The sequence below is a fragment of the Ectopseudomonas alcaliphila genome (genome assembly GCF_900101755.1).
Lineage (GTDB): Bacteria > Pseudomonadota > Gammaproteobacteria > Pseudomonadales > Pseudomonadaceae > Aquipseudomonas > Aquipseudomonas alcaliphila.
This window is the reverse complement of the sequence record NZ_FNAE01000001.1, coordinates 484,967-506,795: the sequence shown is the minus strand read 5'-3', so window position 1 is coordinate 506,795 and position 21,829 is coordinate 484,967. Positions and strand designations below refer to the sequence as shown.

The following is a 21,829-nucleotide window of genomic DNA, read 5'->3' as shown; positions in this document are numbered from 1 at the left end:
GATAAGACTTTAGACCAAACGGCTATATTGGGTCATGTTCTGTCCACCTAGACACTCTCAAGGGCTGAGGACGAACCCTATCGCCCTGTGGCACACTCAGTGGCCCGGAGCCAACCGTTGCAAGAGCTTGGCCCAAGTCTCCCGATTTTCGGCCTGCGCCATTGTCGCCGGCCTACTGCCTGAGGCCGCCAGCGGCCGAGAAGAGGAATGAGCGTGCATAACGTCGTGATCAGTGGTACCGGCCTCTATACCCCGGCCAACAGCATTTCCAACGACGAGCTGGTGGCATCCTTCAATGCCTATGTGCAGCAGTTCAACGCCGACAATGCCGATGCCATCGCCCGCGGTGAGGTGGAGGCGCTGAGCGAGTCCAGCAGCGGCTTCATCGAGAAGGCGTCGGGCATCAAGAGCCGTTTCGTCATCGACAAGGAAGGCATTCTCGATCCGCTGCGCATGGTGCCGCGTATCCCTGAGCGTTCCAACGAAGACTGGGGCATCCTCTGCGAGATGGCCGTGGGCGCCGCCAAGGAGGCGCTGCAGCGCGCCGGCAAGACCGTCGCCGACATCGATGGGGTGATCGTCGCCTGCTCGAACCTGCAGCGCGCCTATCCGGCAGTGGCCATCGAAGTGCAGGCCGCGCTGGGCATCCAAGGCTGGGGCTACGACATGAACGTGGCCTGCTCCTCGGCCACCTTCGGCATCCAGGCTGCCACCACCGCCATTCAGACCGGCCAGGCTCGTGCCATTCTCATGGTCAACCCGGAGATCTGCACCGGCCACCTGAACTTCCGCGACCGTGACAGCCACTTCATATTCGGCGACGCCGCCACTGCGGTGATCATCGAGCGTGCCGACCTGGCCACCTCCAAGTACCAGTTCGATGTGGTCGGCACCAAGCTGCTGACCCAGTTCTCCAACAACATCCGCAACAACTTCGGCTTCCTCAACCGCGCGGCGGAAGAAGGCGTGGGCGCGCGCGACAAACTGTTCGTGCAGGAAGGCCGCAAGGTGTTCAAGGACGTCTGCCCGATGGTCGCCGAGCTGATCGCCGCACACCTGGCGGAAAACCAGCTCAACGTCAGCGACGTCAAGCGCTTCTGGCTGCACCAGGCCAACCTCAACATGAACCTGCTGATCGCGCGCAAACTGCTCGGTCGCGATGCCGAAGCGCACGAGGCACCGGTGATTCTCGACACCTACGCCAACACCAGCTCGGCCGGTTCGGTGATCGCCCTGCACAAGCATCAGGACGACCTGCCGGCGGGCAGCCTGGGTGTTCTAAGCTCCTTTGGTGCCGGTTATTCGATCGGCAGTGTAATTTTGCGCAAGCGTTGAACTCTCTGTAGGAAGGCCTGGCTGCACGGAGCGTTTGATCGTTCGCGCAGGCGCCATCCATGGGAGTTCTATGTCCGATACCAATCTGTTGGATCGTCTGCTCGCCGGTGAGCAGACGGCCTATCGCGAGCTGGTCGCTCGCTACCAGGGGGCGATGCGGGCGGTGGCCTATGCCATTGTCGGTAGCCGCCACGCCGACGAAGTGGTGCAGGATGCCTGGCTTGCCGTGGTGCGCAGCCTCGGCGGCTTCCAGGGGCGCTCCAGTCTCAAGACCTGGCTGCTGACCATCACCGCCAATACCGCCAAGACCCGTCTCAAGCACAACCGCCGCGAGGTGTTGCTCGACGACCTGCCCGCGCCGCATGGCACGGTGGGTGACCAGCGTTTCGCCGATGACGGCCACTGGCTGCTGGCGCCCCATGCCTGGCACCAGGACAGCCCCGAAGCGCTGCTCACCGAGGACGAACTGCGCCAGTGCCTGGAACACACATTGGCCAGCCTGTCCGAGTTGCAGGCCAGCGTGCTGGTGCTGCGCGAGCGTCAGGGCCTGGAACTGGAGGCGATCTGTAATCTTCTCGACATCTCGCTCTCCAATGCCCGTGTGCTGCTGCATCGGGCACGCCTGAAAGTCTTTGCCACCCTGGAACATTTCGAGGAGACAGGCCAATGCTGACCTGCAAGGAACTGGTCGCTCATTCCAGCGATTATCTCGACGGCCAAATGACGTTGCGTCAGCGCCTGGCGGTGCGTGCGCACCTGGCCATGTGCGGCAACTGTCGGCGTTTCATCCGCCAGATGAAACTGACCCAGGCGGTGATCCGGCAGATGCCGGATGAGGAGTTACCCGAACTCGACGCCCTGGCCGAGCGCCTGGCGCAGAATCGGCGTAATCAAGGATGAACCGTGATCCTAGGGTTTGGTTGGTTTTTCGGATGTTTATTCCGGGGTGCCGCATTTTGTTGAAAGCTATGGTGTCGCCCACCCAGGTGGGCACTGCGTAGGGTGGATCGGGGCGCGTAGCCGACGCTTTTTTCATCCACCGTTTGCGGTGGCTGTCCGGGCTACTTGCTAGCGCCCTGCAGCTAAGTTACCGCTTTTAGAAAATTGTTCCTTAAGGCCAATTTTCAACCACAAACTACCACCTGACTGTATTGAAAGCTTTTTCATCTTTTTTGCCTTGCGCTTCAATATGGATGGTTTTTCGTAATAACCAAATCTTCGCTTGTGCCAGCGCCGATCTGTCTCGTGCTTCACCTTTTTCTTGAACTTGCGTAATGCAATCTCAATTGATTCATCATCTTCTATGTTGACTGTAATTGTCATTTTTTGCATTTTAAGGACTGACGCCTGTCCATATTTGCTTTCTAATGTATGGTTAAGGGGCGTGCTTTAGCCCGTCCCAGTGAGCGAGGCGAACGATTTGAGCCAGTTGTTAGGCGTCATAGTTCGTGGTTATTTTTTTGAAGTACTTGGTGTTGTATGCGATTATGGCTAAGCCAAAAATTATAAAGCCTGCGCCGAGCGTCATTAGAAATGGCTCGCTTCCATTTTTTATGCCAAACCCGAGGAAGGAGATTCCTATGAATATATTGAATATAGGGCCAAACAATGATGCCCTAGGTGATGATGAGTAAGATTTTTTAGTGTTTTGAATCAGCGTATTCAAATGGGTTACTTCTGCTTCATGCACGCCTTTGCATGCAAGTCCATCGTTTAAATCTGTGCAGCAGTCCGAGCATAATGCGCGCTGGCAGTGTTTGCAGATACCAATGGCTTCTGTTGGATGGTTAAAGCACTGCATGATTCCTCCTTGATGCCTAACGTTTGGTTAAGGGGCGGGCTTTAGCCCGTCCCAGTGAGCGCAGCGAACGGTTTGAACCACTAGTTAGAGCTATATTGCACGTGCTTTGTAGCCATATTTTGCTCTTTGCTCAGGGCATATGACATTTTTAGCCATGCTTGGGTGGCATGCCCCAAAGGCTACAAAATTAGCTCTTGCTTGGCGAATGGTGAGGCCATGGTTTGCACCTGATTCTGCATCTGGCTCCTCAATACCAAAGTAATCATCTTCCCAAAAGCATACAGCGCATATTTCATGATTTTCACCTACAGGTATGGTGAAATAGTCGCAGCATGGGCATTGGCAAAGACTCATTGTATAGCTCTAATGTTTGGTTAAGGGGCGGGCTCTAGCCGGTCCCAGTGAGCGGAGCGAACAGTTTGAACCACTTGTTAGGCAAACATAAAAAATTGCAATGAGGCTATTTCTTAGGTACAGAGCTAAATGTTAATGATTTGAAGAATTTCTCAGCGTCTTCCTGCATTTCAGTAGGGATGCTGCTTTCCTTGCCTGAATGTGCAAATGATAAAGATACTATATTATTACTGGATTTTGGGTCTGGGCACTCTATCATTTGCACCATTCGATAAATGGTGTTGTCTTCATTTTCTCTTGGATATAAAGTTTCCCACTTACTAGAGATGCAGTCCATGTTAAGAAAGTTTTCTCTTTTGTAGCTGAGGCTTATTAGGCGTTCTCTATTGCTTTCGTTCAGGGAGAACCTAGATAGGCGCTTCCCTGCATCGTCGATAATATTTTCGATTCTATTGATGCTCGAGTCTACTGTGGAGATTTTAAAGGTTAAAAATGATGTGTAATAAGGCGGTTTATCTGTTTGCCTAGTCAGGCTTAATTCGCTTTCCGTTTGTTCAAGTTTTTTCCATGCAATATTGGTCGGAGCATGAATGCTAATGCCATTAGTAAGCCTATATACATCACTTGCATATGCTGGTGCGGCTAGAGATAAAACAAGGCCTGCCACTATGTACTTTAAGGTAATCAAATTTTTACCTCTTGTTGCCTAACGCTTAGTTAACCCGTGAATTCAGGAGGGCAAAGCCCGGAAGAATTTGTCGGGTTCAACTACTGGTTATATTCCATATCTCACACTGAATTATCCAGCTTATCTGTTAGAGAAATTTTGAATTATTACTGCATCAGATCTATGATCGTTAGAATCGGTTGAGTAACAAAAGCTTATCGACCGATCACTACCAAACTCTGGGTGCAAAGTAGGTCTTAGAAGCCTGGTTTTATTATCATTGAATGGAGTTCTTTTTTGTCCATCTGGATTTCTTCTAACACCATAGCAGTAGCGCTTATTAGGATCCTCGCTATCACTCCTTGATAAAGATGTGACCATTGCTTCTTTAATTTGCGGCGGCTTACCTAAAGTTACTTGAGTTGGAATAAATTGGGCAAAGTACTCATTGAACTGGCTCAATATATCTCCAAGGTTCTCACCATATTCTATATCGAAAAACGCTCTTAACTCTCTCGCGTCAATAAGGAATCCATTTGCGTTTACAGCTGAAAACAGTCGTTCATTAATGTTTTCACTCCTCAACACCTCTACTTTCATCAAGGCGTATTTCGGCTTTTTTTCCCCATCTTCGTACAATTTAGCCAACACAATGTAACTATGCCTATTGTAACTGAAAGGAAACGCATCTATCACCCAGCCATTTTCAATCATATCTGCTTTTAGTAACTTGAAATTGTCAAATACACTCATTTTTTACTCTTGGTGTTCAATGTTTTAATTAGGCCTATTTCGTTGATTCGAATGCAACTATTAGGTGCTACCATCCTTATGGGATATAACGATTAAGCTTAAGGGGCCGGCTTCGCCGGTCCCAGCGAACGAAGTGAGCGCTTTGAGCAATTGTTAGATGCATGGTGCGGGACTCAATCGCTTGCGCATTTTATTTCATGATTTAGAGTGTATGCCTTGCTGAAGAAAGGCATGACTCTATCAATGGTTTTTGTTATGTGGTTCAGCTCTGTGCCAAGCACTTCTTCTCTCAAGGCAATAAGTTCGTGAACAATTTTGTTGGATTTTTCTGGCGGAATCCTCGGTGAATTGTACAGCTCTGCCAGAAGCCATTCGAGGCATGGGTAGTTTGGATTTTCGTTAATGGGAGCGAATAAGGATTCTTCATATGTTTCTATGCATGCCTTTTCGCTGCCGTGATACATGTCGAATGCCATGACGATTCCGTGACTCTAGAAAAGCATCTAACGTTTGGTTAAGGGGCGGGCTTTAGCCCGTCCCAGTGAGCGAAGCGAACGATTTGAACCTGTTGTTAGAGAACTTTGCACGTTGCTTTGGTTGTGTAGCCTAAAGCAGCGGATAGTGTGAATAAAAATGAAAATTTAACGACTGCAACAGCCGCAAAATTTAGTTGTGAAAGTCGATCTTGTAGCCCATGTGTTTGCGTTGCAATCATTGCCAATCCGATTAGGCAATATATGACTCCATAGGTAGCACCCGTGATTGCTCCGTTTCTCAGTGGTTTGTTGTTGGATAAGTACCCAACAACAAAACCTCCAGCCAGCCATGGAAAGCTGTAAATGGCCTCAAGTGTGATGTTCAGATATGGACCCGAAAATGGCTCACCGAAAATAGAGGTGAGCAAGATTTTTATAATCTTTGCAATTAAAAATGCCGCGACTGCTGCGGCTAGTCCAAATGGTATTGAGCGGCTTTCCATGGCGTTCTCTAACAGTGATTAGATAGTCTTCCGTACTAATCCAATAGCATGGAAGGCGGTATAACTCCGAAAAATGGCAGCTTTAAACTCAGAGAAATTTAAACCTTTCAATGACTTAGAGCGTGAAGCATGCGCCAACACGTATTCGCTTGACCTCCACATTTCACGCTTTCATTACTACTGGATAGGTATACACAAAGGCACTGGAAAGGTGCAAGGCACGTGAGAGGCCATGTCGAAATCAAGGGGCGATACAGAGTTGCGGCGCATAGGGTGGACGACGCTTTTTTCATCCGTCGTTTGCTGTGGCTGTTCTTGCTACTGGCTATCGAAAGCTTCGCCGCTGAAGCGCCTCCCACGGTGCGGTGGATTTTCCTGTGCCTGTGGGAGGGGCTTTCGGCTCTGGCATCCTGCTTCGCTCTACCTCCTGCATCCATGCAGTCGTAGCCGCGACTGGTAGCGGGCAAAGCGCCCCCAGATTTCACCCGGGCTACGAAAAACTTTTTTCCCCGCTGTAACGCCAGCATCCCTGCCTCGTCAATTGCTGCGAGGGCGCCAACCTGGCCCCGCATTCGAAACCGATGGAGAGATGCCATGAAACAACTCAATACCCTGACTGCCACCTTGGGCGCCGCACTGCTGACTTCCGTGGCCTTCACTGCCCATGCCGCCAGCAACCCCTTCGCTGCGCAGGAACTGGCCAGCGGCTACAGCCTGGCGGCCGCCGAGAAGGCGCAGGAAGGTTCCTGTGGTGAAGGCAAATGCGGTGGAGAGATGAAAGCCGACAAGGAAGGCAAGTGCGGCGAGGGCAAGTGTGGCGCCGAGAAGAAGGCCGACGCCGAGGGTAAATGCGGCGGCGAGAAGAGCGAGTAAGGGCAAGGGGAGGACGGATCATGCACCTCGCAAACCTCACCGGCGCCGGTCTCGGCCTGCGTCGCGGGCTGCTCGCCGAGCTGATCGGCGATCATGCCAGCGGCGCCGACTTTCTCGAAGTAGCGCCGGAGAACTGGATCGGTGTCGGTGGCCGCCTGGGCAAGCAGTTGCGCGCCCTGAGCGAGCGCCGGCCGTTGTTGTGCCATGGTCTGTCCCTCAACCTTGGCGGCTTCGCGCCGCTGAACCTGGAGTTGCTGTACGCCATCAAAGGCTTTCTCGACGCGCATGGTGTGTTGGCCTATAGCGAGCACCTGTCGGCCTGCGCCGACGATGGTCAGCTGTATGACCTGATGCCGTTGCCGTTTTCCGACGAGTCGGTGTTGCGCATCGCCGAGCGCGTGCGCATCGTGCAGGACGTGCTGGAAAGGCCGCTGATCATCGAGAACGTCTCGGCCTACGCGCGCCTGCCCGGCGAGCTGGACGAGGCGGATTTCGTTCGCGCCGTGCTGGAACGTGCCGACTGCCAGCTGCTGCTGGACGTCAACAATGTCTACGTCAACAGCCTGAACTTCGGCTTCGATGCCGAGGCCTATATCGCCGCGATGCCCAGTGAGCGCATCGCCTATTTGCACGTCGCCGGTCATTACGACCAGGCGGCAGACCTGAAGATCGACACCCACGGTGCGCCGGTGATCGACCCGGTGTGGGCACTGCTGAGCAGCGCTTACGCGCAGCATGGCGTGCGCCCGACGCTGCTGGAGCGCGATTTCAACTTCCCGCCGCTGGCCGAGCTGTATGCCGAGCTGGCGCATATTCGCAGCCTGCAACAGGCTGTGCAGCCGCTGAGCAGGTACGGCACATGAGCGGCATCGAGCGGCAGCGCGACTTCGCCGCGCGTATTCGCCAGCCCGAGGCGCAGCCTCTGCTGCAGGGCATCACGGCCGAGCGCATGGCGATCTACGAGGAGCTGTTTTTCAACAACGTCGCCAGCCTGGTCGGCGGCGCCTTTCCGGTACTGCGCGGGGTTCTTGGGGCAGAGCGCTGGCAGCGGTTGCTGCGGGCATTCTTCGCCGAGCACCGGGCGAGCACGCCGTACTTTCTCGAGATCAGTCAGGAGTTCATCGCCTGGCTGCAGCAGGGCTATCGCGATGAGCCGCAAGACCCTGCCTTCGTGCTGGAGCTGGCGCACTACGAGTGGGTCGAGCTGGCACTGGACGTCAGCGATGCGCAGGTGCCCGCGCAAGGCTGGTCACCGCTGGCCTGGCCGTTGGCCTACCAGTGGCCGGTGCAGATGATCGGTGTCGATCACTGCCCCACACAGCCGCCTGCTGAGCCGACCTGTTTGCTGGTGTGGCGCGATAGTCAGGATCAGGTGCGCTTCATGCAACTGACGCCGTTTGCCTATCAGCTGGCGCTGCGTCTGCAGGCCGGCGAGCCGTCCGTGCAGGCGCAACAGGCGCTGGCCATCGAGCACGGCCTGGCCGCTGATCGCGCCTATTTCGATAACGCCCGCGCGCTGCTGGATGACTGGCAGGCGCGCGATATCTGGTTTCCGCATTCCGAGGACTGACCACCATGATCGCTTTGCTCAATCGCTTCCAGGACGCGCTGGAGGCTTCCCGGCGCCTGGACTTTCTCGGCCCGCTGTTGCTGCGCCTGTACCTGGTGCCGGTGTTCTGGATGGCCGGCATGCAGAAACTGTCGGATATAGACGCCACCGCCGCCTGGTTCGGTAACCCCGACTGGGGCCTGGGCCTGCCATTTCCCGAACTGCTGGCCTGGGCGGCGGCGCTGACCGAGGCTGGCGGCGCGATTCTGCTGCTGTTCGGCCTGGCGGTGCGCTGGGTGAGCATTCCACTGATCGTCACCATGCTGGTGGCGATCTTCGCCGTGCACTGGCCCTATGGCTGGCAGGCGATTGCCGACCCCTCGGCGCCCTTTGCCAACGAGCGCGTGCTGACAGCAGCGGAGAAGCTCGAACGGGCGCGGAGCATCCTACGTGAGCACGGCAATTACGACTGGCTGACCGGCAGTGGCAGGTTCGTGGTGTTGAACAACGGCATCGAGTTCGCCGCCACCTACCTGGTGATGCTGGTGGCGCTGTTTTTCAGCGGGGCAGGGCGCTGGTTGAGCCTGGATTACTGGCTGGCGCGGCGTTTCAGACAGCGCCGTGAAGCCGTCTAGCCGAGTAGCGTGTCGCGACGCCGACTTCCGCGAAACTCGCCCGGCGTCTGTCCGGTCCAGCTCTTGAAGCTACGGTGGAACGAGCGTGATTCGGTGAAGCCGAGATAACAGGCAATGTCCTGAATCGCCAGGTCGCTGCGCAGCAGGTAGTGCTCGGCCAGCTCCTGGCGCAGCTCGTCGAGGATCTGCTGGTAGCTGGTGCCAGCCTGCTGCAGGTGGCGCTGCAGGGTGCGCACGGTCATGTCGAACTTCTCCGCCACCCGTTCCTTGCGTGGCAGGCCGTCCTTGAGCAGCAGGCGCAGGGCGTTCTTCACCCGGCGTGGCAGTGGCTCGTCGTCATCCAGCCCGGCCATCAGGGTCAGGGCATGTTCTTCCAGTGTGCGCAGCAGGTTGGCATCGGCCTGGCGCAGCGGCACGCCGAGGTAGTCCAGCGGCACCAGCAGGGCATTGCAGGGGTGCTCGAACAATACCGGGCAGCCGAACAGAGCCTGGTATTCGGCCAGCTCGGTACCGGCCGGTTGCGCGTGCTCGAACCAGACTTCGCGCGGCGAATGCTCGGAGTCGGCGATCCAGCGGGCGTACAGCAACCAGGAGGCGAGCACGTTCTCCACCATGTGGCGGCGTACCTCAGGCGCCTGATGACGGCAGCTCCAGATCAGCCGCACGTGATCCTCGGCTGCCTCGATGCGGCTGGTACCCATGTCACCCACCAGTTTCTCGTAGGGCACGATGCGGCCCATGGCCTCGCCCAGGGTGGCGCAATTCATGGCGATATAGCCGAGCACGCTCCACGAGCCAGGCTGGACGAAACGCGCGGCGTGCAGGCCGAACAGCGGGTCGCCGGAAACCGCCATCAGATGCGCCAGCAGGCGCTCGTGCACCTCGCTGGGAATCCGCTTGCCATTGTCGGCCAGGTCCTGCGCGTCAATGCCGGCGGCGGCCAGGGCGCGGTCGATGTCCAGGCCGAGCTGTTCGGCCTGACGCAGGTATTTGAGCAGGGCGGGAACCGAGGTATAGCCGAGGTTTTCCATGGATTCTTCTTGTTCTGCGATGCCTGTCTTGATTGGCGATAGCGCCTGTCCCGATTCGACAGTGACGGAAATCGGCGGCTGGCTAGTATAGGCAGCCATAAGTGCTGATCGGAATGGGGGATGCGATGCGACGCTGGAACGGATGGGGTGACGAGGCGACCGAAGTGGAACTGCCGGCCCATGGCGAGGCCTTTCTCGCCGAACTGGTCGGGCCGGGCCAGCGTTTGGCCGATGCCAGCCTGCAGGATGTTCTGGCGCGCGTGCCGGCCTCGCGCCTGGCGCCGCATCCACTGATCTGTCAGGACGCCGAAGTGCGCGTGCGCCATGCCCGTGGCCAGAGCCTGCCGGACTGGCTGGCGATGCGCTCCGGTGAGTTCGGCCTGTTTCCCGATGGCGTCGCCTGCCCGGAAAGCGCCGAGCAGATCCGCGAGCTGCTGGCCTGGGCGCAGAAGCATGACGTGACCCTGATTCCTTACGGCGGCGGCACTTCGGTGGCCGGTCACATCAACCCGCAGGCCGGCCAGCGCCCGGTGCTGACCCTGTCGCTGGAGCGCATGACGCGCCTGCTGGATATCGACGAGGACAGCCTGATCGCCACTTTCGGTCCTGGTGCCAATGGCCCGCAAGTCGAAAGCCAACTGCGCGCCCGTGGCTACACCCTGGGCCACTTCCCGCAGTCCTGGGAGCTGTCGACCCTCGGCGGCTGGGTTGCCAGCCGCTCCAGCGGCCAGCAGTCGCTGCGCTACGGGCGCATCGAGCAGTTGTTCGCCGGCGGCAAGCTGGAAACCTTCGCCGGCACCCTGGATATTCCGACCTTCCCGGCATCCGCCGCCGGGCCTGATCTGCGCGAGCTGGTGCTGGGTTCGGAAGGGCGCTTCGGGGTGATCTCCGAGGTGCGCGTACGCATCAGCCGCCTGGCCGAGCAGGAGCGCTTCTACGCCGTGTTCCTGCCCAGCTGGCAGCAGGCGCTGAGCGCCATTCGCAGCCTGGCCCAGGCACGTGTGCCGCTGTCCATGCTGCGCTTGTCCAACGCCATCGAAACCCGCACGCAACTGGCCCTGGCCGGCCACCCGCAGCAGATTGCCCTGCTGGAGAAGTACCTGGCCCTGCGCGGCGCCCGCGACGGCAAGTGCATGCTGACCTTCGGCGTCACCGGCTGCCGGGTGCAGAACGCCGCCTCGCTGAAACAGGCGCGGCGCCTGCTGAAAGGCTTTGGCGGTGTGTTCACCGGCACCCTGCTGGGCAAGAAGTGGGAGCACAACCGCTTCCGCTTCCCCTACCTGCGTCATGGCCTGTGGGAGCGCGGCTACCTGGTGGACACACTGGAAACCGCCACCGACTGGTCGAACGTCGACAACCTGCTGAACAAGGTCGAGGCCAGCCTGCGTGACGAGCTGGCCGGCGACGGCGAGCGGGTGCATGTCTTCACCCATCTGTCGCATGTCTACGGCGAAGGTTCGAGCATCTACACCACCTACGTATTCCGCCCAGGCGCCGACTATGCCGAGGCCATGGCGCGCTGGCAGCGGCTCAAGGCGGCTGCCAGTCGCACCATCGCCGAGAATCGCGGCACCATCAGCCATCAGCACGGCGTCGGTCGCGACCACGCGCCTTACCTGGTGGCTGAGAAGGGCGAGCTGGGCATGGCCACTCTGCGCAGCCTGGCCACGCATTTCGATCCTGATCAGCGCCTGGCTCCCGGCGTGCTGTTGCAGGACTGAGCATGGAACGCTGGAGCGCCACCTGGCGCGAACGCGCGCTGCCTGAACTGGCCACGCGCGACTGGGACCTGCTGGTGATCGGCGGCGGCATCTGCGGTGCCGGCATTCTCCGTGAGGCGGCGCGGCGTGGTTGGAGCTGCCTGTTGCTGGAGCAGCGCGACTTCGCCTGGGGCACCTCCAGCCGCTCGTCGAAGATGGTCCATGGCGGGCTGCGCTACGTCGCCAAGGGCCAGATCGGGCTGACCCGCGACTCGGTACGCGAGCGCCAGCGCCTGCTCGGCGAGGCGCCGGGGCTGGTGGAACCGCTGAGTTTCGTGATGCCGCACTACCGCGGCGGCTTCCCCGGGCCGAAAGTCTTTGGCGGCCTGCTGAGCCTGTACGACGCCCTGGCCGGCAAGCGCAACCATCTGTTCTACCCGCTGCAGCAGCTGCGCTACCTGGCGCCGGGCATCCGCGAGGAAGGCCTGCTCGGCGGCACGCGCTTCTTCGATGCGGTGACCGACGATGCCCGTCTGGTCCAGCGCGTGCTGGGGGAGGCGCGTGCCGAAGGTGGCGAGGCGCTCAATGGCATGCGTGTGATCGAACTGTTGCGTGAGGCGGGGCAGGTTGTAGGTGTGCTCGCCGAGGACGTTGAAACGGGTGACCAATATCGACTACGCAGCCGCGCCGTGGCGCAGGCCACCGGTGCCTGGGCCGATCGCCTGCGCCAGCCGGGCAATGGCCGCATCCGTCCGTTGCGTGGCAGTCATCTGCTGCTGCCGAGCTGGCGCCTGCCGGTGGCCCACGCCTTCAGCTTCATGCACGAGAGCGATGGACGGCCGGTATTCGTCTTCCCCTGGGAGGGCGCGACGGTGATCGGCACCACCGATCTGGATCACGCGGACGAGCTGGATCGTGAAGCCGCCATCAGCGCCGAGGAGGTCGATTACCTGCTGGTCGCCTGCGCTCAGCAATTCCCGACCGCCGAGGTGACGCGTGGCGATGTGCTGTCGACCTGGGCTGGCGTGCGCCCTGTGGTGGGCGATGGCAGCGTGGGGCTCAAGCCCTCGGACGAGAAACGTGAGCATGCGCTGTGGGTCGAGCCGGGCAGCGTGACCCTGGCTGGCGGCAAGTTGACCACCTTCCGCCTGCTGGCGCTGGAGGTGCTGCGCACCTGCTCAGGCTTCGTCGGCAAACCGGTGGATGATCAGGGCGGCGCCGTGTTCCGCGACTGCCCACCAGTGGTCATGGCCCATCTGAGCCTGGCACAGCAGCGCCGTCTGGCCGGTCGCCATGGTCGCCAACTGGGCGAGGTGCTGCGTCTTATCGACGAGGTGGGCAGCGATTGCGTCGCGGGTACCGACACCCTGTGGGCCGAACTGGCCTGGGCCGCCGAGGGCGAGCTGGTGCTGCATCTGGACGATCTGCTGCTGCGTCGCACGCGCCTGGGCCTGCTGCTGGCTGAAGGCGGCCGTGCCGAACTGCCACGTATCCGCGCAGTGTGCCAACCAAGGCTGGGCTGGAGCGATGCGCGCTGGCAGCAGGAAGAGACGGATTACCTGGCGCTGTGGCAACGCTGTTACAGCCTGCCATGACCCGGATTACCCGGCCCGTAGGGTGTCGCGGGGCCGCCTAGGCCATGCGCACCTGCAACCCGCCGATCCAGACTTGCTGTAGCCCGGATGAAATCCGGGCTACGCATAGCCAAACGCATGACAAGAAGGATCACACCTTGAGCGAACCAAGCTACCTGCTGAGCATCGACAACGGCACCCAGAGCGTTCGCGCGCTGTTGTTCGATACCAACGGCAACCTGCTGGCCAAGGGCAAGGTCGAGCTCGACCCCTATTTTTCCAGCCAGCCCGGCTGGGCCGAGCAGGACCCGGAATACTACTGGGCCAGCCTCGCCGAGGCCTGCCGCCTGCTGTGGCAACAGGTGGACATCGACCGCAGCCTGATCAAAGGCGTAGCGGTGACCACCCAGCGCGGCAGCATCATCCATGTCGATGAGCAGGGTAAGCCGTTGCGCCCGGCGATTCTCTGGCTCGACCAGCGGCGTGCCGAGGTGGCGGGGCGCATCAAGAGCCTGTGGGGCTGGCTGTTCAAACTGGTGCGCGCCGAGGAGGCCGTCGATCATTTTCGTGGCCAGGCCGAGGTCAACTGGGTCGCCCAGCACCAGCCGGATATCGCTGCGCGCACGCACAAGGTGCTGTTGCTGTCGGGCTTTCTCACCCATCGTCTGTGTGGTCGCTTCGTCGATTCCACCAGCAGTTGCGTGGCCTACCTGCCGTTCGACTACAAGCGCCTGCGCTGGGCCGTGCCCGGCGACTGGAAGTGGCAGGCACTGACGGTGCGTCGTGAACAGCTGCCCGAGCTGTTCAAACCAGGCGAGCGGCTGGGCAGTATCTCGGCCGAAGCCAGCCTGCATACCGGTATTCCCGAGGGCCTGCCGCTGATCGCCGCGGGTGCCGACAAGGCTTGCGAAGTGCTCGGCTCAGGTGCGCTGGAGGCCAGCACCGCGTGTCTGTCCTACGGCACCACGGCCACCATCAACACCATACGTAGCCGTTATCTGGAAACCATTCCGTTGATCCCGCCGTATCCGGCAGCGCTGCCTGATCACTTCAATACCGAGGTGATGATCTATCGCGGTTTCTGGATGGTCAGCTGGTTCAAGCGCGAGTTCGGCCTGCGCGAGATGCAACGCGCCGAGGCGCTGGGCGTGCCGCCCGAGGCGCTGTTCGACGAGCTGGTCAACGCCGTGCCGCCCGGCTCCATGGGCCTGATGCTGCAGCCGTACTGGACGCCCGGCATCCGCGAGCCAGGGCTGGAGGCCAAGGGCTCGATCATCGGTTTTGGCGACGTGCACACCCGTGCGCATATCTACCGCGCGATCCTTGAGGGCCTGGCCTATGCCTTGCGCCAGGGCAAGGAGCGTATCGAAAAACGCTCCGGCACCCGCATCGAGCGCCTGCGCGTTTCCGGCGGGGGTTCGCAGAGCGATGCGGCGATGCAGCTGACCGCCGACATTTTCGGTCTGCCGGCCGAGCGCCCGCATCTGTACGAAACCAGCGGCCTGGGTGCGGCGATCAACTGCGCGGTGGGCCTGGGACTGCACGCCGATTACCCGTCGGCCATCGCTGCCATGACCCGCGTTGGCCAGGTGTTCGAGCCCAACCCGGCGGCGCAGCGCGTCTACCAGCAGCTTTACGGAGAGGTCTACCAGCGTATGTATCGCCAGCTCAAACCGCTGTACCAGCGGATTCGCAAGATCACTGGCTATCCGGCGTGAGCTTGCGGAAGGTGTCGTAGGAGCCGGCTTGCTGGCGATGCCGTTAATCGATGATCGCCAGCAAGCTGGCTCCTACAAAAAAAGATCGCCCTCCTAAGCGGAGGGCGATTGGTTTGTGTCAGGCGACATCCACCAGCACGATCTCGCTGTCTTCCTGGGCCTCGATGCGGATCAGTGTTTCATCGGCGATGGCCACGCCATCACGTGCCTTGACGGCCACCCCGTTGACACTGAACGCACCGATCGCGCCCACCAGATAGGCCTTGCGACCCGGCTGCAGCACGTACTCGGCGCTTTGCCCGGCCTTGACCGTGGCGGCAACCAGCCGTGCATCGGTGCGAATGCGCAGTGCGTCGACGTCGTCCTCATAGCCGCTGGCCAGGGTGACGAAGGCTCCCGAGCGGTCGCCTCTGGGGAAGGGTTTGGCCCCCCAGGATGGCGGCAGACCGGCCTGGTTCGGTTGAATCCAGATCTGGAAGATCTTGGTGGTTTCGTCCTCCAGGTTGTACTCGCTGTGAGCGATACCGGTGCCGGCGCTCATCACCTGCACGTCGCCGGCTTCGGTACGGCCTTTGTTGCCTAGGTTGTCCTCGTGGCTGATCGCACCTTCGCGAACGTAGGTGATGATCTCCATGTCGCGGTGCGGGTGCGGCGGGAAGCCTGAGTGCGGTGCGATCTCGTCATCGTTCCAGACGCGCAGGCGGCCCCAGTTCATCCGCTCGGCGTCATGGTATTCGGCGAAGGAAAAGTGGTGACGGGCGTTGAGCCAGCCGTGGTGAGCACCACCGAGTTGTTCGAACGGACGTACATCGATCATGGTCAATCCTCCAGTCATGCACGAGATCAGTCCCGTGCAGCGTTGATGGATGAATGATCTATTTGGCTTGATCGATTTAAAAGCGCAATTTTTACAGCATAAAGATCTATTAATTTGATTAATTATCGCGAGGGCCAGGCACTAGGCTTTCGCTGACCCTTTCAAGGAGGACGCGCCATGCGCGAACGCAAGGCCTGGTTGATCCTGCATGGCAAGCAGTCACTGAACGACGAGGTAAGGGCGGCCGTGAACGGCCTGCGTGAGCGTGGCTGGGATCTGGCGGTGCGCCTGACCTGGGAAGGTGGCGACGCCGAGCGTCTGGTGCGCGAGGGCCTGGCCAGCGGGTACCCGACGCTCATCGCCGGCGGGGGCGACGGCACCTTGCGCGATGTCGCCGAGGCCATGCTGGAGGCCGGCACCGAGGCCAGCCTGGCCATGCTGCCACTGGGCACGGCCAACGATTTTGCCCGCGCTGCCGGGGTGCCGCTGGCGCCGATGGAAGCCCTGCAATTGCTTGAGGTCGACCCCCGTCCGGTGGATCTGGGCCTGGCGGACGGACGGGTATTTCTCAACATGGCCACTGGCGGCTTTGGCTCCAACGTCACCGCGCATACCTCCGAAGATCTGAAGAAGGTCTTCGGTGGGGCAGCCTATCTGCTTACCGGTCTCAGCCGCTTTTCCGAGTTGCGCGCGGCGTTTGGCCGTTTCCATGGGCCGGGTTTCGAGTGGGAGGGGGATTTTCTCGCCATGGGTGTCGGCAACGGTCGACAGGCCGGAGGCGGGCATGTGCTGTGCCCGGAGGCGTTGGCCGATGACGGGATGCTCGACCTGTGCATCGTTCCGGCGCCGCAGGATATCCCGGCCACACTCGGCACCCTGTTGTCGGGTGGCATGCTCGGCCTGGAAACGGTATCGATCCGCGCCAGACTGCCGCTGGTCGAGCTGGAGGCCCCGGAAGGCCTGGCCTTGAACCTCGATGGTGAGCCAACGCAAAGCAATCGGCTACGTTTCGAGATCCGCCCAGCGGCGCTGCGCATGCACCTGCCGCCGGGATGCGCAATGCTCAGTGGCGCGGGTTAGGCGCGCCGTCTGCATCAGTCGTCCGGGCTGATGATGCCCTCGCGCACCGCGTAGAGCACCAGGCTCGGCACGTCATGGATCTGCAGGCGTTTCATGATCTGCGCGCGGTGCGCCTCGACGGTCTTCACGCTCAGCCCCAGGCCGTTGGCGATGGAGCGGGTCGATTCGCCGCGCGTGATCAGGCGCAGGATCTCCAGTTGGCGCTGGGTCAGCCGATGCTCGGAATGGGCATTGACCTTGGAGACGGCCTGCTCGATCACCGGCTGCACGATGGCCGAGCTGAGGTAGCGGTCGCCGCGGCGCACCGCCTCCAGCGCCAGACGTAGCTCGATGGCCGCGGCATCCTTCAACAGATAGCCATGTGCGCCTTTCTGCAGGGCTTCGAGTACCACTTCCGGACCGGTGTGCATGGACAGGATCAGCACCTTGCAGTCCGGCGAATGGCGGTTCAGCACCTGCAGGGCCTCGAGGCCGCTGACTCGCTTCATGGAAATGTCCAGGAGGATGATGTCTGGCTCCAGTTCGCGAGCCAGATCCACCGTTTCCTTGCCGTCCTCGGCTTCGCCGACGATGGTGTAGTCCTCGATGTCCTGGATCATCGCGCGCACGCCGGCTCGAATGACCGCATGGTCGTCGGCCAGCAATACCCGGCAGGTCATGGTCGCACCGCCTTGGCTGCGCGGAGAGGGATGCGAAGAGAAGAACTGTGCATGAGGGACGCTCCCTTTTAGCCCGGACAATAAGTCCGGAGATCCATGGCTAGCGGCCGACCGGCGGGTGATGCGGAGGATGTTGCGAAATTGCGGCGCCGCACCGGCATGAGCATAGTCGATGCTGACGAGATGTCAGGTCGGGGATTGATGGAACGGTCAGCTTGATCGTTTGATCCCGGTTTCGCTGCGCCCGTACTGCTCGATCAATCGTGGTATGCCCTGTAGCGACTCGGTGCTCTGCGCCGCGCCCAGGCGCAGGGCTTCCTTGGGCATGCCGAAGACCACGCTGCTGGCTTCGTCCTGGGCCACGGTGCGTGCACCTGCTTCGCGCATGCTGAGCAGGCCGCGCGCGCCGTCGTCGCCCATGCCGGTCATGATCACGCCCAGTGCGTTGTGCCCGGCATGCCGGGCGACCGAGCGGAACAGCACGTCCACCGACGGCCGATGACGGTTGACCGGCGGGCCGTCGAGCACTTCGACGAAGTACTGAGCGCCGCTGCGCTTGAGTTGCATGTGCCGGCCACCGGGTGCGACCAGCGCCAGGCCCGGGCGTACGCGGTCCATGTGACGTGCCTCGCGCACCTCGATGGCACAGACACTGTCCAGGCGCTGGGCGAAGGCAGCGGTGAACTTCTCCGGCATATGCTGCACGATGACGATACCGGGGCAGTCCACTGGCAGTTGACGCAGCACCACCTCGAGGGCCTGGGTGCCACCGGTGGAGGTGCCCAGCGCCACCACCCGGTCGGTGGTGGTCAGATGAACGGCCGGTGCCCGTTCGATTTTCGTCGCCGCGGCGGGCGGCGTTTCGACGGCCTTGCGCGGCATGGCGCGCGGCTGGCAGCGGGCGGCGATCTCGATTTGCCGGATCAGGTCGCCAGACATCTGTTGCAGGCTTTCGCGCAGGCCCAGCCTGGCCTTGGTGAAAACGCCCACTGCGCCGGCTGCCAGCGCGTCCAGGGTCACCGCGGCGCCGGCTTCGGTGAGGGTGGAGCAGATGATCGCGGGGGTAGGGCGCTCGGCCATGATCTTGCGCAGGAAGGTGATGCCGTCCATGCGCGGCATCTCCACGTCCAGCACCAGTACGTCGGGCCATTGCTTGTGCATCTTCTCCAGGGCGAACAGCGGGTCGGCGGCCTGGCCGATCACCTGAATGCCCGGATGACTGTCCAGACAGGTGGTCAGCACTTGGCGCACCAGCGCCGAGTCGTCGACGATAAATACCTTGATCAGGGCGCTGGCCATGGTGGCCCTCCAGGCAGAGGAATCATTGGCGCTCGAATACCGACGGGCGCACGGTACGCAGCGGCAGGCCGAAACCGTGCAGGCTTTCGGCATGGCCGATGAAGAACAGGCCACCCGGGCGCAGGCGCTCCAGCAGCCGGGTGACGATCTCGCGCTTCTGCTCGGCGGCGAAATAGATCAGCACATTGCGCAGGAAAATCACGTCGAACGGGCCGATGCCCTGGGGCAGCGGCCGCATCAGGTTGACCTCGGCAAAGGTCACCCGATGGCGCAGCGGCTGGCTGATGCGCAGTAGCCCCTCGCTTTCCTCCACGCCGCGCAGGCAGTGGCGCTTGAGCCAGCCAGCGGGAAATTGTCCGGCCTGGTCGATGGAGTAGGTGGCGCTGCGCGCGCGCTCCAGCACGCGGCGGCTGATATCGCTGGCGAACACCGACCAGTCCTGGGTGCGGGCATGCTCGGCCACCGTCATCGCCATGCTGAAGGCCTCTTCGCCGGAGGAGCTGGCAGCACTCCACAGATGCAGTGGCCGGCGCTGCCTGGCCACCCATTCGCCGAGCACCTTGAAGTGCTGCGGCTCGCGGAAGAAATAGGTCTCGTTGGTGGTCAGCAGGTCGATCACCGTGCGCCGTTCATCCACCGATTCCGGCTTTGTGAGCAACTGCAGGTACTGGCTGTAGTCCTGCAGCTCCAGCGAGCGCAGGCGGCCCATCAGGCGCCCCGCGACCAGCGTGCGTTTCTGCTCGGCCATGCGGATGCCCGACTCCTCCAGCATCAGGCGCTGGAGGAAGCGGAAGTCTTGATCATTGAGCTTGGGAAGGTGACCGGTGGGCATCAACTGGCCTGCTGGGCGAGGCTCAACTGGCGGATATCGTCGAGCGAGAGCACCCGTCGCACGTCGATGATGATGGTGAAGCCGCCATCGTCGCGGGCCATGCCGGCGATGAAGTCGGTGCGGATGCCAGCGCCGAAAGGCGGCGCCTGCTCGACCTCGCCCTGTTCGATGTCGAGCACCGCGTCGACCGCATCGACCACCAGGCCGATGCGTTGCTGCTGTTCATCCAGATTCAGCTCGATGATCACGATGCAGGTGCGCTTGCCAGGCCGGGTCAGCTCGAAGCCGAAGCGGGCGGCCAGATCCAGCACGGGCACCACGTTGCCGCGCAGGTTGATCACGCCATGGATGAAGCTCGGCATCATCGGCACCGTGGTCACCTGGCCGTACTCGATGATTTCCCGCACCAGTTCGATGGGCAGGGCGTAGCGGGCATCGCGCACACGAAACGACAGATGCTGCACGCTATCCGGCGGCGCCGCCTGCTGGCTGGCTTGAAGACTGTTCATGCCAGGGCCCTCAGTTGAAGTTGACGAACTGGCCTTCATCGGCCGATGCCGCAGGCGTCTTGCGTTCACTGTTGCGGCGCAGCTCACGCACGTTGTTCGGGCCGCGTTCGTCGCGCCGCGGCGCCTTGGCCGCGTTGCTGGTGCCCAGGCGGAAGTAGCTGATCAGCTCCTGCAACTGGCTGGCCTGGGCGTTCATTTCCTCGGCGGTGGCGGCCAGTTCCTCGGAGGCCGAGGCGTTCTGCTGGGTGATCTGGTTCATCTGGCCCATGGCGATGTTGATCTGCCCGGCGCCGGTGCTTTGTTCCTGAGAGGCGGCGGTGATCTCCTGGACCAGATCCGAGGTCTTCTGGATGTTCGGCACGATCTGATCGAGCAGGGCGCCGGCCTGTTCGGCCAGGTGCACGCTGTTGCTGGCCACGCCGCCGATTTCCTGGGCAGCCACCTGGCTGCGTTCGGCGAGCTTGCGCACCTCGGCCGCCACCACGGCGAAGCCCTTGCCGTGATCGCCGGCACGCGCCGCTTCGATGGCCGCGTTGAGTGCCAGCAGATTGGTCTGGTAGGCGATGTCGTCGATGATGCCGATCTTGTCAGCGATCTGTTTCATCGCCTGGACCATGTCGCGCACGGCCTGCCCGCCCTGCACGGCGTCGTTGGCCGCCTTGCCGGCGATGCTGTCGGTGATCTGCGCACTCTCGGTGTTTTGCGCGATGGAGGCGGACATCTGTTCCACCGATGCGGTGGTTTCCTCGACGCTGGCGGCCTGTTCGGTGGCGGCCTGGCTCAGCGATTGCGAAGTGGCGCTGACTTCCTCGGAAGCCGAGGATAGCGAGTCGGCGGCACTGCGTACGTCGGCCATGACGGTGCGCAGACGCTCGGTCATGTGCTGCATCGAGGCCAGCAGGCGGCCGGTTTCGTCGCGGCTATCGGCCTCGACGGTGACCGTCAGGTCGCCCTCGGCGAGGCTGTTGGCGACGCCAACCGCACGGTTCAGCGGCCGTGAGATGGAGCGGGTGATGAAAATGCCGATGGCGAAGCCGAGCGCCGCGGCGATCAGGATCAGGACGATCATCTGGGTACGCGAGCTCAGGTAGATGTCGGTGATCTGCTGATTGGCATCCTTGGCCCGCTCGCGCTTGTGGACAACCACCTCGCTGAGCAGGTTGTCGATGATTTCGCCGCGCCGGGACAGCTCGGGCATCTGCGCGCTGGTCACGGTCTCGGCCGACAGTGCGCCGGAGGCCATGTAGGACCTAAGCACTTGCTCCAGCAGCACGGCATAGTCGTTCAGCGGATCGTCCAAACGGTCGACATAGGCCTTGCCTTCTGCGGTCAGGAAGGAGTTCTTGGATTGCTCGATCAGCGCCTTGGTATCGACCAGGGCCTTGAAGGCTCTGTTGGCGGCGGTGTCGCGGGCCATCTCGTCGCTGGCCAGCAGGGCGGCGCGCAGCGAGCGGCCGGCGATTATCAACTGGGTATTGGCTTCCTGCAGGGCATTGATGCCAAGCATGTCGTTCTCGTACATGCGGTCAGACAGATGGCTGACTTCCGCCAGGTTGCGGATGCCCAACCCACCGATGGCGACCGTGAGGATCACCACCAGGGTAAAGCCGGCGATCAGCCTGACGCCGATCTTGAGATTGCGGATGAATTGCATGGTGGGTTAC

25 protein-coding genes are annotated in these 21,829 nt (G+C 61.1%); 11 read left to right on the top strand and 14 right to left on the bottom strand.

The window, feature by feature from the left end:
- Positions 1-213 precede the first annotated feature (213 nt).
- From BLR77_RS02425 to BLR77_RS02415, 3 genes are all read left to right on the top strand, one after another.
- Positions 214-1,335, top strand: coding sequence for a beta-ketoacyl-ACP synthase III (locus BLR77_RS02425; RefSeq protein WP_074676732.1), 1,122 nt, complete (start codon positions 214-216; stop codon positions 1,333-1,335).
- A 70-nt stretch (positions 1,336-1,405) separates the two neighbouring features.
- Positions 1,406-2,008, top strand: coding sequence for an RNA polymerase sigma factor (locus BLR77_RS02420; protein WP_074675297.1), 603 nt, complete (start codon positions 1,406-1,408; stop codon positions 2,006-2,008).
- Positions 2,002-2,235 (top strand): anti-sigma factor family protein, encoded by a 234-nt coding sequence (locus BLR77_RS02415; RefSeq protein WP_074675296.1) that lies wholly within the window; start codon positions 2,002-2,004, stop codon positions 2,233-2,235. Before BLR77_RS02420 ends, BLR77_RS02415 begins: the two co-directional genes overlap by 7 nt.
- Before the next feature lie 168 nt (positions 2,236-2,403).
- Here the strand turns inward: BLR77_RS02415 and rpsU are convergent, their stop codons facing one another.
- The 7 genes from rpsU to BLR77_RS24935 form a co-directional block, all read right to left on the bottom strand.
- Positions 2,404-2,667 carry a 30S ribosomal protein S21 gene (gene rpsU / locus BLR77_RS02410; protein WP_238380531.1) on the bottom strand — a complete coding sequence of 88 codons (264 nt, stop codon included), beginning with the start codon at positions 2,665-2,667 and terminating at the stop codon, positions 2,404-2,406.
- Positions 2,668-2,767: 100 nt separating this feature from the next.
- Entirely contained in the window at positions 2,768-3,136 is a 369-nt protein-coding gene (locus BLR77_RS24950) for a hypothetical protein (protein ID WP_139202855.1), read from the bottom strand.
- Positions 3,137-3,226: 90 nt separating this feature from the next.
- Entirely contained in the window at positions 3,227-3,490 is a 264-nt protein-coding gene (locus BLR77_RS02405; protein ID WP_074675295.1) for a CPCC family cysteine-rich protein, read from the bottom strand.
- A 106-nt stretch (positions 3,491-3,596) separates the two neighbouring features.
- Complete coding sequence (locus tag BLR77_RS24945) at positions 3,597-4,178, bottom strand: hypothetical protein (protein ID WP_139202853.1); 582 nt, start codon at positions 4,176-4,178, stop codon at positions 3,597-3,599.
- A gap of 120 nt (positions 4,179-4,298) precedes the next feature.
- Positions 4,299-4,910, bottom strand: coding sequence for a DUF6037 family protein (locus BLR77_RS02400; protein WP_074675294.1), 612 nt, complete (start codon positions 4,908-4,910; stop codon positions 4,299-4,301).
- A gap of 173 nt (positions 4,911-5,083) precedes the next feature.
- Positions 5,084-5,386 carry a hypothetical protein gene (locus BLR77_RS24940; RefSeq protein ID WP_139202852.1) on the bottom strand — a complete coding sequence of 101 codons (303 nt, stop codon included), beginning with the start codon at positions 5,384-5,386 and terminating at the stop codon, positions 5,084-5,086.
- A 95-nt stretch (positions 5,387-5,481) separates the two neighbouring features.
- On the bottom strand, positions 5,482-5,889 hold the full coding sequence (locus BLR77_RS24935) for a DUF5518 domain-containing protein (RefSeq protein WP_139202850.1): 408 nt from the start codon (positions 5,887-5,889) through the stop codon (positions 5,482-5,484).
- Positions 5,890-6,483: 594 nt separating this feature from the next.
- Between BLR77_RS24935 and BLR77_RS02395 the strand changes: the two genes are divergently transcribed.
- Genes BLR77_RS02395 through BLR77_RS02380 form a run of 4 tightly spaced genes read left to right on the top strand, consistent with a single transcriptional unit; the run spans position 6,484 to position 8,946 of the window.
- A complete protein-coding gene (locus tag BLR77_RS02395) occupies positions 6,484-6,762 on the top strand; it encodes an HvfA family oxazolone/thioamide-modified RiPP metallophore (protein WP_074675293.1) in 279 nt (92 codons plus the stop codon).
- A 20-nt stretch (positions 6,763-6,782) separates the two neighbouring features.
- Complete coding sequence (locus BLR77_RS02390; protein WP_074675292.1) at positions 6,783-7,625, top strand: HvfB family MNIO-type RiPP peptide maturase; 843 nt, start codon at positions 6,783-6,785, stop codon at positions 7,623-7,625.
- Entirely contained in the window at positions 7,622-8,332 is a 711-nt protein-coding gene (locus BLR77_RS02385) for an HvfC family RiPP maturation protein (protein WP_074675291.1), read from the top strand. The genes BLR77_RS02390 and BLR77_RS02385 overlap by 4 nt, the downstream gene beginning before the upstream one ends.
- Before the next feature lie 5 nt (positions 8,333-8,337).
- Positions 8,338-8,946 carry an HvfX family Cu-binding RiPP maturation protein gene (locus tag BLR77_RS02380; RefSeq protein ID WP_074675290.1) on the top strand — a complete coding sequence of 203 codons (609 nt, stop codon included), beginning with the start codon at positions 8,338-8,340 and terminating at the stop codon, positions 8,944-8,946.
- Here the strand turns inward: BLR77_RS02380 and gliR are convergent.
- Positions 8,943-9,977 (bottom strand): AraC family transcriptional regulator GliR, encoded by a 1,035-nt coding sequence (gene gliR / locus BLR77_RS02375; protein WP_074675289.1) that lies wholly within the window; start codon positions 9,975-9,977, stop codon positions 8,943-8,945. The genes BLR77_RS02380 and gliR overlap by 4 nt on opposite strands.
- Before the next feature lie 125 nt (positions 9,978-10,102).
- Between gliR and BLR77_RS02370 the strand changes: the two genes are divergently transcribed.
- The 3 genes from BLR77_RS02370 (at position 10,103) to BLR77_RS02360 (ending at position 14,969) form a co-directional block, all read left to right on the top strand.
- Positions 10,103-11,698 carry an FAD-binding oxidoreductase gene (locus BLR77_RS02370; protein WP_074675288.1) on the top strand — a complete coding sequence of 532 codons (1,596 nt, stop codon included), beginning with the start codon at positions 10,103-10,105 and terminating at the stop codon, positions 11,696-11,698.
- Positions 11,699-11,700: 2 nt separating this feature from the next.
- The gene (locus tag BLR77_RS02365) at positions 11,701-13,272 is read left to right on the top strand and encodes a glycerol-3-phosphate dehydrogenase/oxidase (RefSeq protein WP_074675287.1); all 1,572 of its coding nucleotides are present in this window, start codon (positions 11,701-11,703) and stop codon (positions 13,270-13,272) included.
- A 137-nt stretch (positions 13,273-13,409) separates the two neighbouring features.
- On the top strand, positions 13,410-14,969 hold the full coding sequence (locus tag BLR77_RS02360) for an FGGY-family carbohydrate kinase (protein WP_074675286.1): 1,560 nt from the start codon (positions 13,410-13,412) through the stop codon (positions 14,967-14,969).
- A 118-nt stretch (positions 14,970-15,087) separates the two neighbouring features.
- Here BLR77_RS02360 and BLR77_RS02355 read toward each other — a convergent pair whose 3' ends face one another.
- On the bottom strand, positions 15,088-15,786 hold the full coding sequence (locus BLR77_RS02355; protein ID WP_074675285.1) for a pirin family protein: 699 nt from the start codon (positions 15,784-15,786) through the stop codon (positions 15,088-15,090).
- Between the two features lie 177 nt (positions 15,787-15,963).
- Here BLR77_RS02355 and yegS point away from each other — a divergent pair, with 177 nt between their 5' ends.
- Positions 15,964-16,866, top strand: coding sequence for a lipid kinase YegS (yegS, locus tag BLR77_RS02350; protein ID WP_074675284.1), 903 nt, complete (start codon positions 15,964-15,966; stop codon positions 16,864-16,866).
- A gap of 14 nt (positions 16,867-16,880) precedes the next feature.
- Here yegS and BLR77_RS02345 read toward each other — a convergent pair whose 3' ends face one another.
- The 5 genes from BLR77_RS02345 to BLR77_RS02325 all read right to left on the bottom strand — a co-directional run bounded on the left by BLR77_RS02345 (position 16,881) and on the right by BLR77_RS02325 (position 21,819).
- On the bottom strand, positions 16,881-17,525 hold the full coding sequence (locus tag BLR77_RS02345) for a response regulator (protein ID WP_074675283.1): 645 nt from the start codon (positions 17,523-17,525) through the stop codon (positions 16,881-16,883).
- A 210-nt stretch (positions 17,526-17,735) separates the two neighbouring features.
- Entirely contained in the window at positions 17,736-18,812 is a 1,077-nt protein-coding gene (locus BLR77_RS02340; RefSeq protein ID WP_174578078.1) for a protein-glutamate methylesterase/protein-glutamine glutaminase, read from the bottom strand.
- Positions 18,813-18,846: 34 nt separating this feature from the next.
- Positions 18,847-19,656, bottom strand: a complete 810-nt coding sequence (locus BLR77_RS02335; RefSeq protein ID WP_074675281.1) for a CheR family methyltransferase — start codon at positions 19,654-19,656, stop codon at positions 18,847-18,849.
- Complete coding sequence (locus BLR77_RS02330) at positions 19,656-20,165, bottom strand: chemotaxis protein CheW (protein WP_074675280.1); 510 nt, start codon at positions 20,163-20,165, stop codon at positions 19,656-19,658. Before BLR77_RS02330 ends, BLR77_RS02335 begins: the two co-directional genes overlap by 1 nt.
- A gap of 10 nt (positions 20,166-20,175) precedes the next feature.
- Positions 20,176-21,819 carry a methyl-accepting chemotaxis protein gene (locus BLR77_RS02325; RefSeq protein ID WP_074675279.1) on the bottom strand — a complete coding sequence of 548 codons (1,644 nt, stop codon included), beginning with the start codon at positions 21,817-21,819 and terminating at the stop codon, positions 20,176-20,178.
- Positions 21,820-21,829 lie beyond the last annotated feature (10 nt).

Bases quoted from the DNA above. Each gene is read 5' to 3' on its own strand.
- BLR77_RS02420 (WP_074675297.1), top strand. From the start codon at position 1,406: ATGTCCGATACCAATCTGTTGGATCGTCTGCTCGCCGGTGAGCAGACG.
- BLR77_RS02415 (WP_074675296.1), top strand. From the start codon at position 2,002: ATGCTGACCTGCAAGGAACTGGTCGCTCATTCCAGCGATTATCTCGAC.
- rpsU (WP_238380531.1), bottom strand. From the start codon at position 2,667: ATGCAAAAAATGACAATTACAGTCAACATAGAAGATGATGAATCAATT.
- BLR77_RS24950 (WP_139202855.1), bottom strand. From the start codon at position 3,136: ATGCAGTGCTTTAACCATCCAACAGAAGCCATTGGTATCTGCAAACAC.
- BLR77_RS02405 (WP_074675295.1), bottom strand. From the start codon at position 3,490: ATGAGTCTTTGCCAATGCCCATGCTGCGACTATTTCACCATACCTGTA.
- BLR77_RS02400 (WP_074675294.1), bottom strand. From the start codon at position 4,910: ATGAGTGTATTTGACAATTTCAAGTTACTAAAAGCAGATATGATTGAA.
- BLR77_RS24940 (WP_139202852.1), bottom strand. From the start codon at position 5,386: ATGGCATTCGACATGTATCACGGCAGCGAAAAGGCATGCATAGAAACA.
- BLR77_RS24935 (WP_139202850.1), bottom strand. From the start codon at position 5,889: ATGGAAAGCCGCTCAATACCATTTGGACTAGCCGCAGCAGTCGCGGCA.
- BLR77_RS02395 (WP_074675293.1), top strand. From the start codon at position 6,484: ATGAAACAACTCAATACCCTGACTGCCACCTTGGGCGCCGCACTGCTG.
- BLR77_RS02390 (WP_074675292.1), top strand. From the start codon at position 6,783: ATGCACCTCGCAAACCTCACCGGCGCCGGTCTCGGCCTGCGTCGCGGG.
- BLR77_RS02385 (WP_074675291.1), top strand. From the start codon at position 7,622: ATGAGCGGCATCGAGCGGCAGCGCGACTTCGCCGCGCGTATTCGCCAG.
- BLR77_RS02380 (WP_074675290.1), top strand. From the start codon at position 8,338: ATGATCGCTTTGCTCAATCGCTTCCAGGACGCGCTGGAGGCTTCCCGG.
- gliR (WP_074675289.1), bottom strand. From the start codon at position 9,977: ATGGAAAACCTCGGCTATACCTCGGTTCCCGCCCTGCTCAAATACCTG.
- BLR77_RS02370 (WP_074675288.1), top strand. From the start codon at position 10,103: ATGCGACGCTGGAACGGATGGGGTGACGAGGCGACCGAAGTGGAACTG.
- BLR77_RS02365 (WP_074675287.1), top strand. From the start codon at position 11,701: ATGGAACGCTGGAGCGCCACCTGGCGCGAACGCGCGCTGCCTGAACTG.
- BLR77_RS02355 (WP_074675285.1), bottom strand. From the start codon at position 15,786: ATGATCGATGTACGTCCGTTCGAACAACTCGGTGGTGCTCACCACGGC.
- yegS (WP_074675284.1), top strand. From the start codon at position 15,964: ATGCGCGAACGCAAGGCCTGGTTGATCCTGCATGGCAAGCAGTCACTG.
- BLR77_RS02345 (WP_074675283.1), bottom strand. From the start codon at position 17,525: ATGACCTGCCGGGTATTGCTGGCCGACGACCATGCGGTCATTCGAGCC.
- BLR77_RS02335 (WP_074675281.1), bottom strand. From the start codon at position 19,656: ATGCCCACCGGTCACCTTCCCAAGCTCAATGATCAAGACTTCCGCTTC.
- BLR77_RS02330 (WP_074675280.1), bottom strand. From the start codon at position 20,165: ATGAACAGTCTTCAAGCCAGCCAGCAGGCGGCGCCGCCGGATAGCGTG.
- BLR77_RS02325 (WP_074675279.1), bottom strand. From the start codon at position 21,819: ATGCAATTCATCCGCAATCTCAAGATCGGCGTCAGGCTGATCGCCGGC.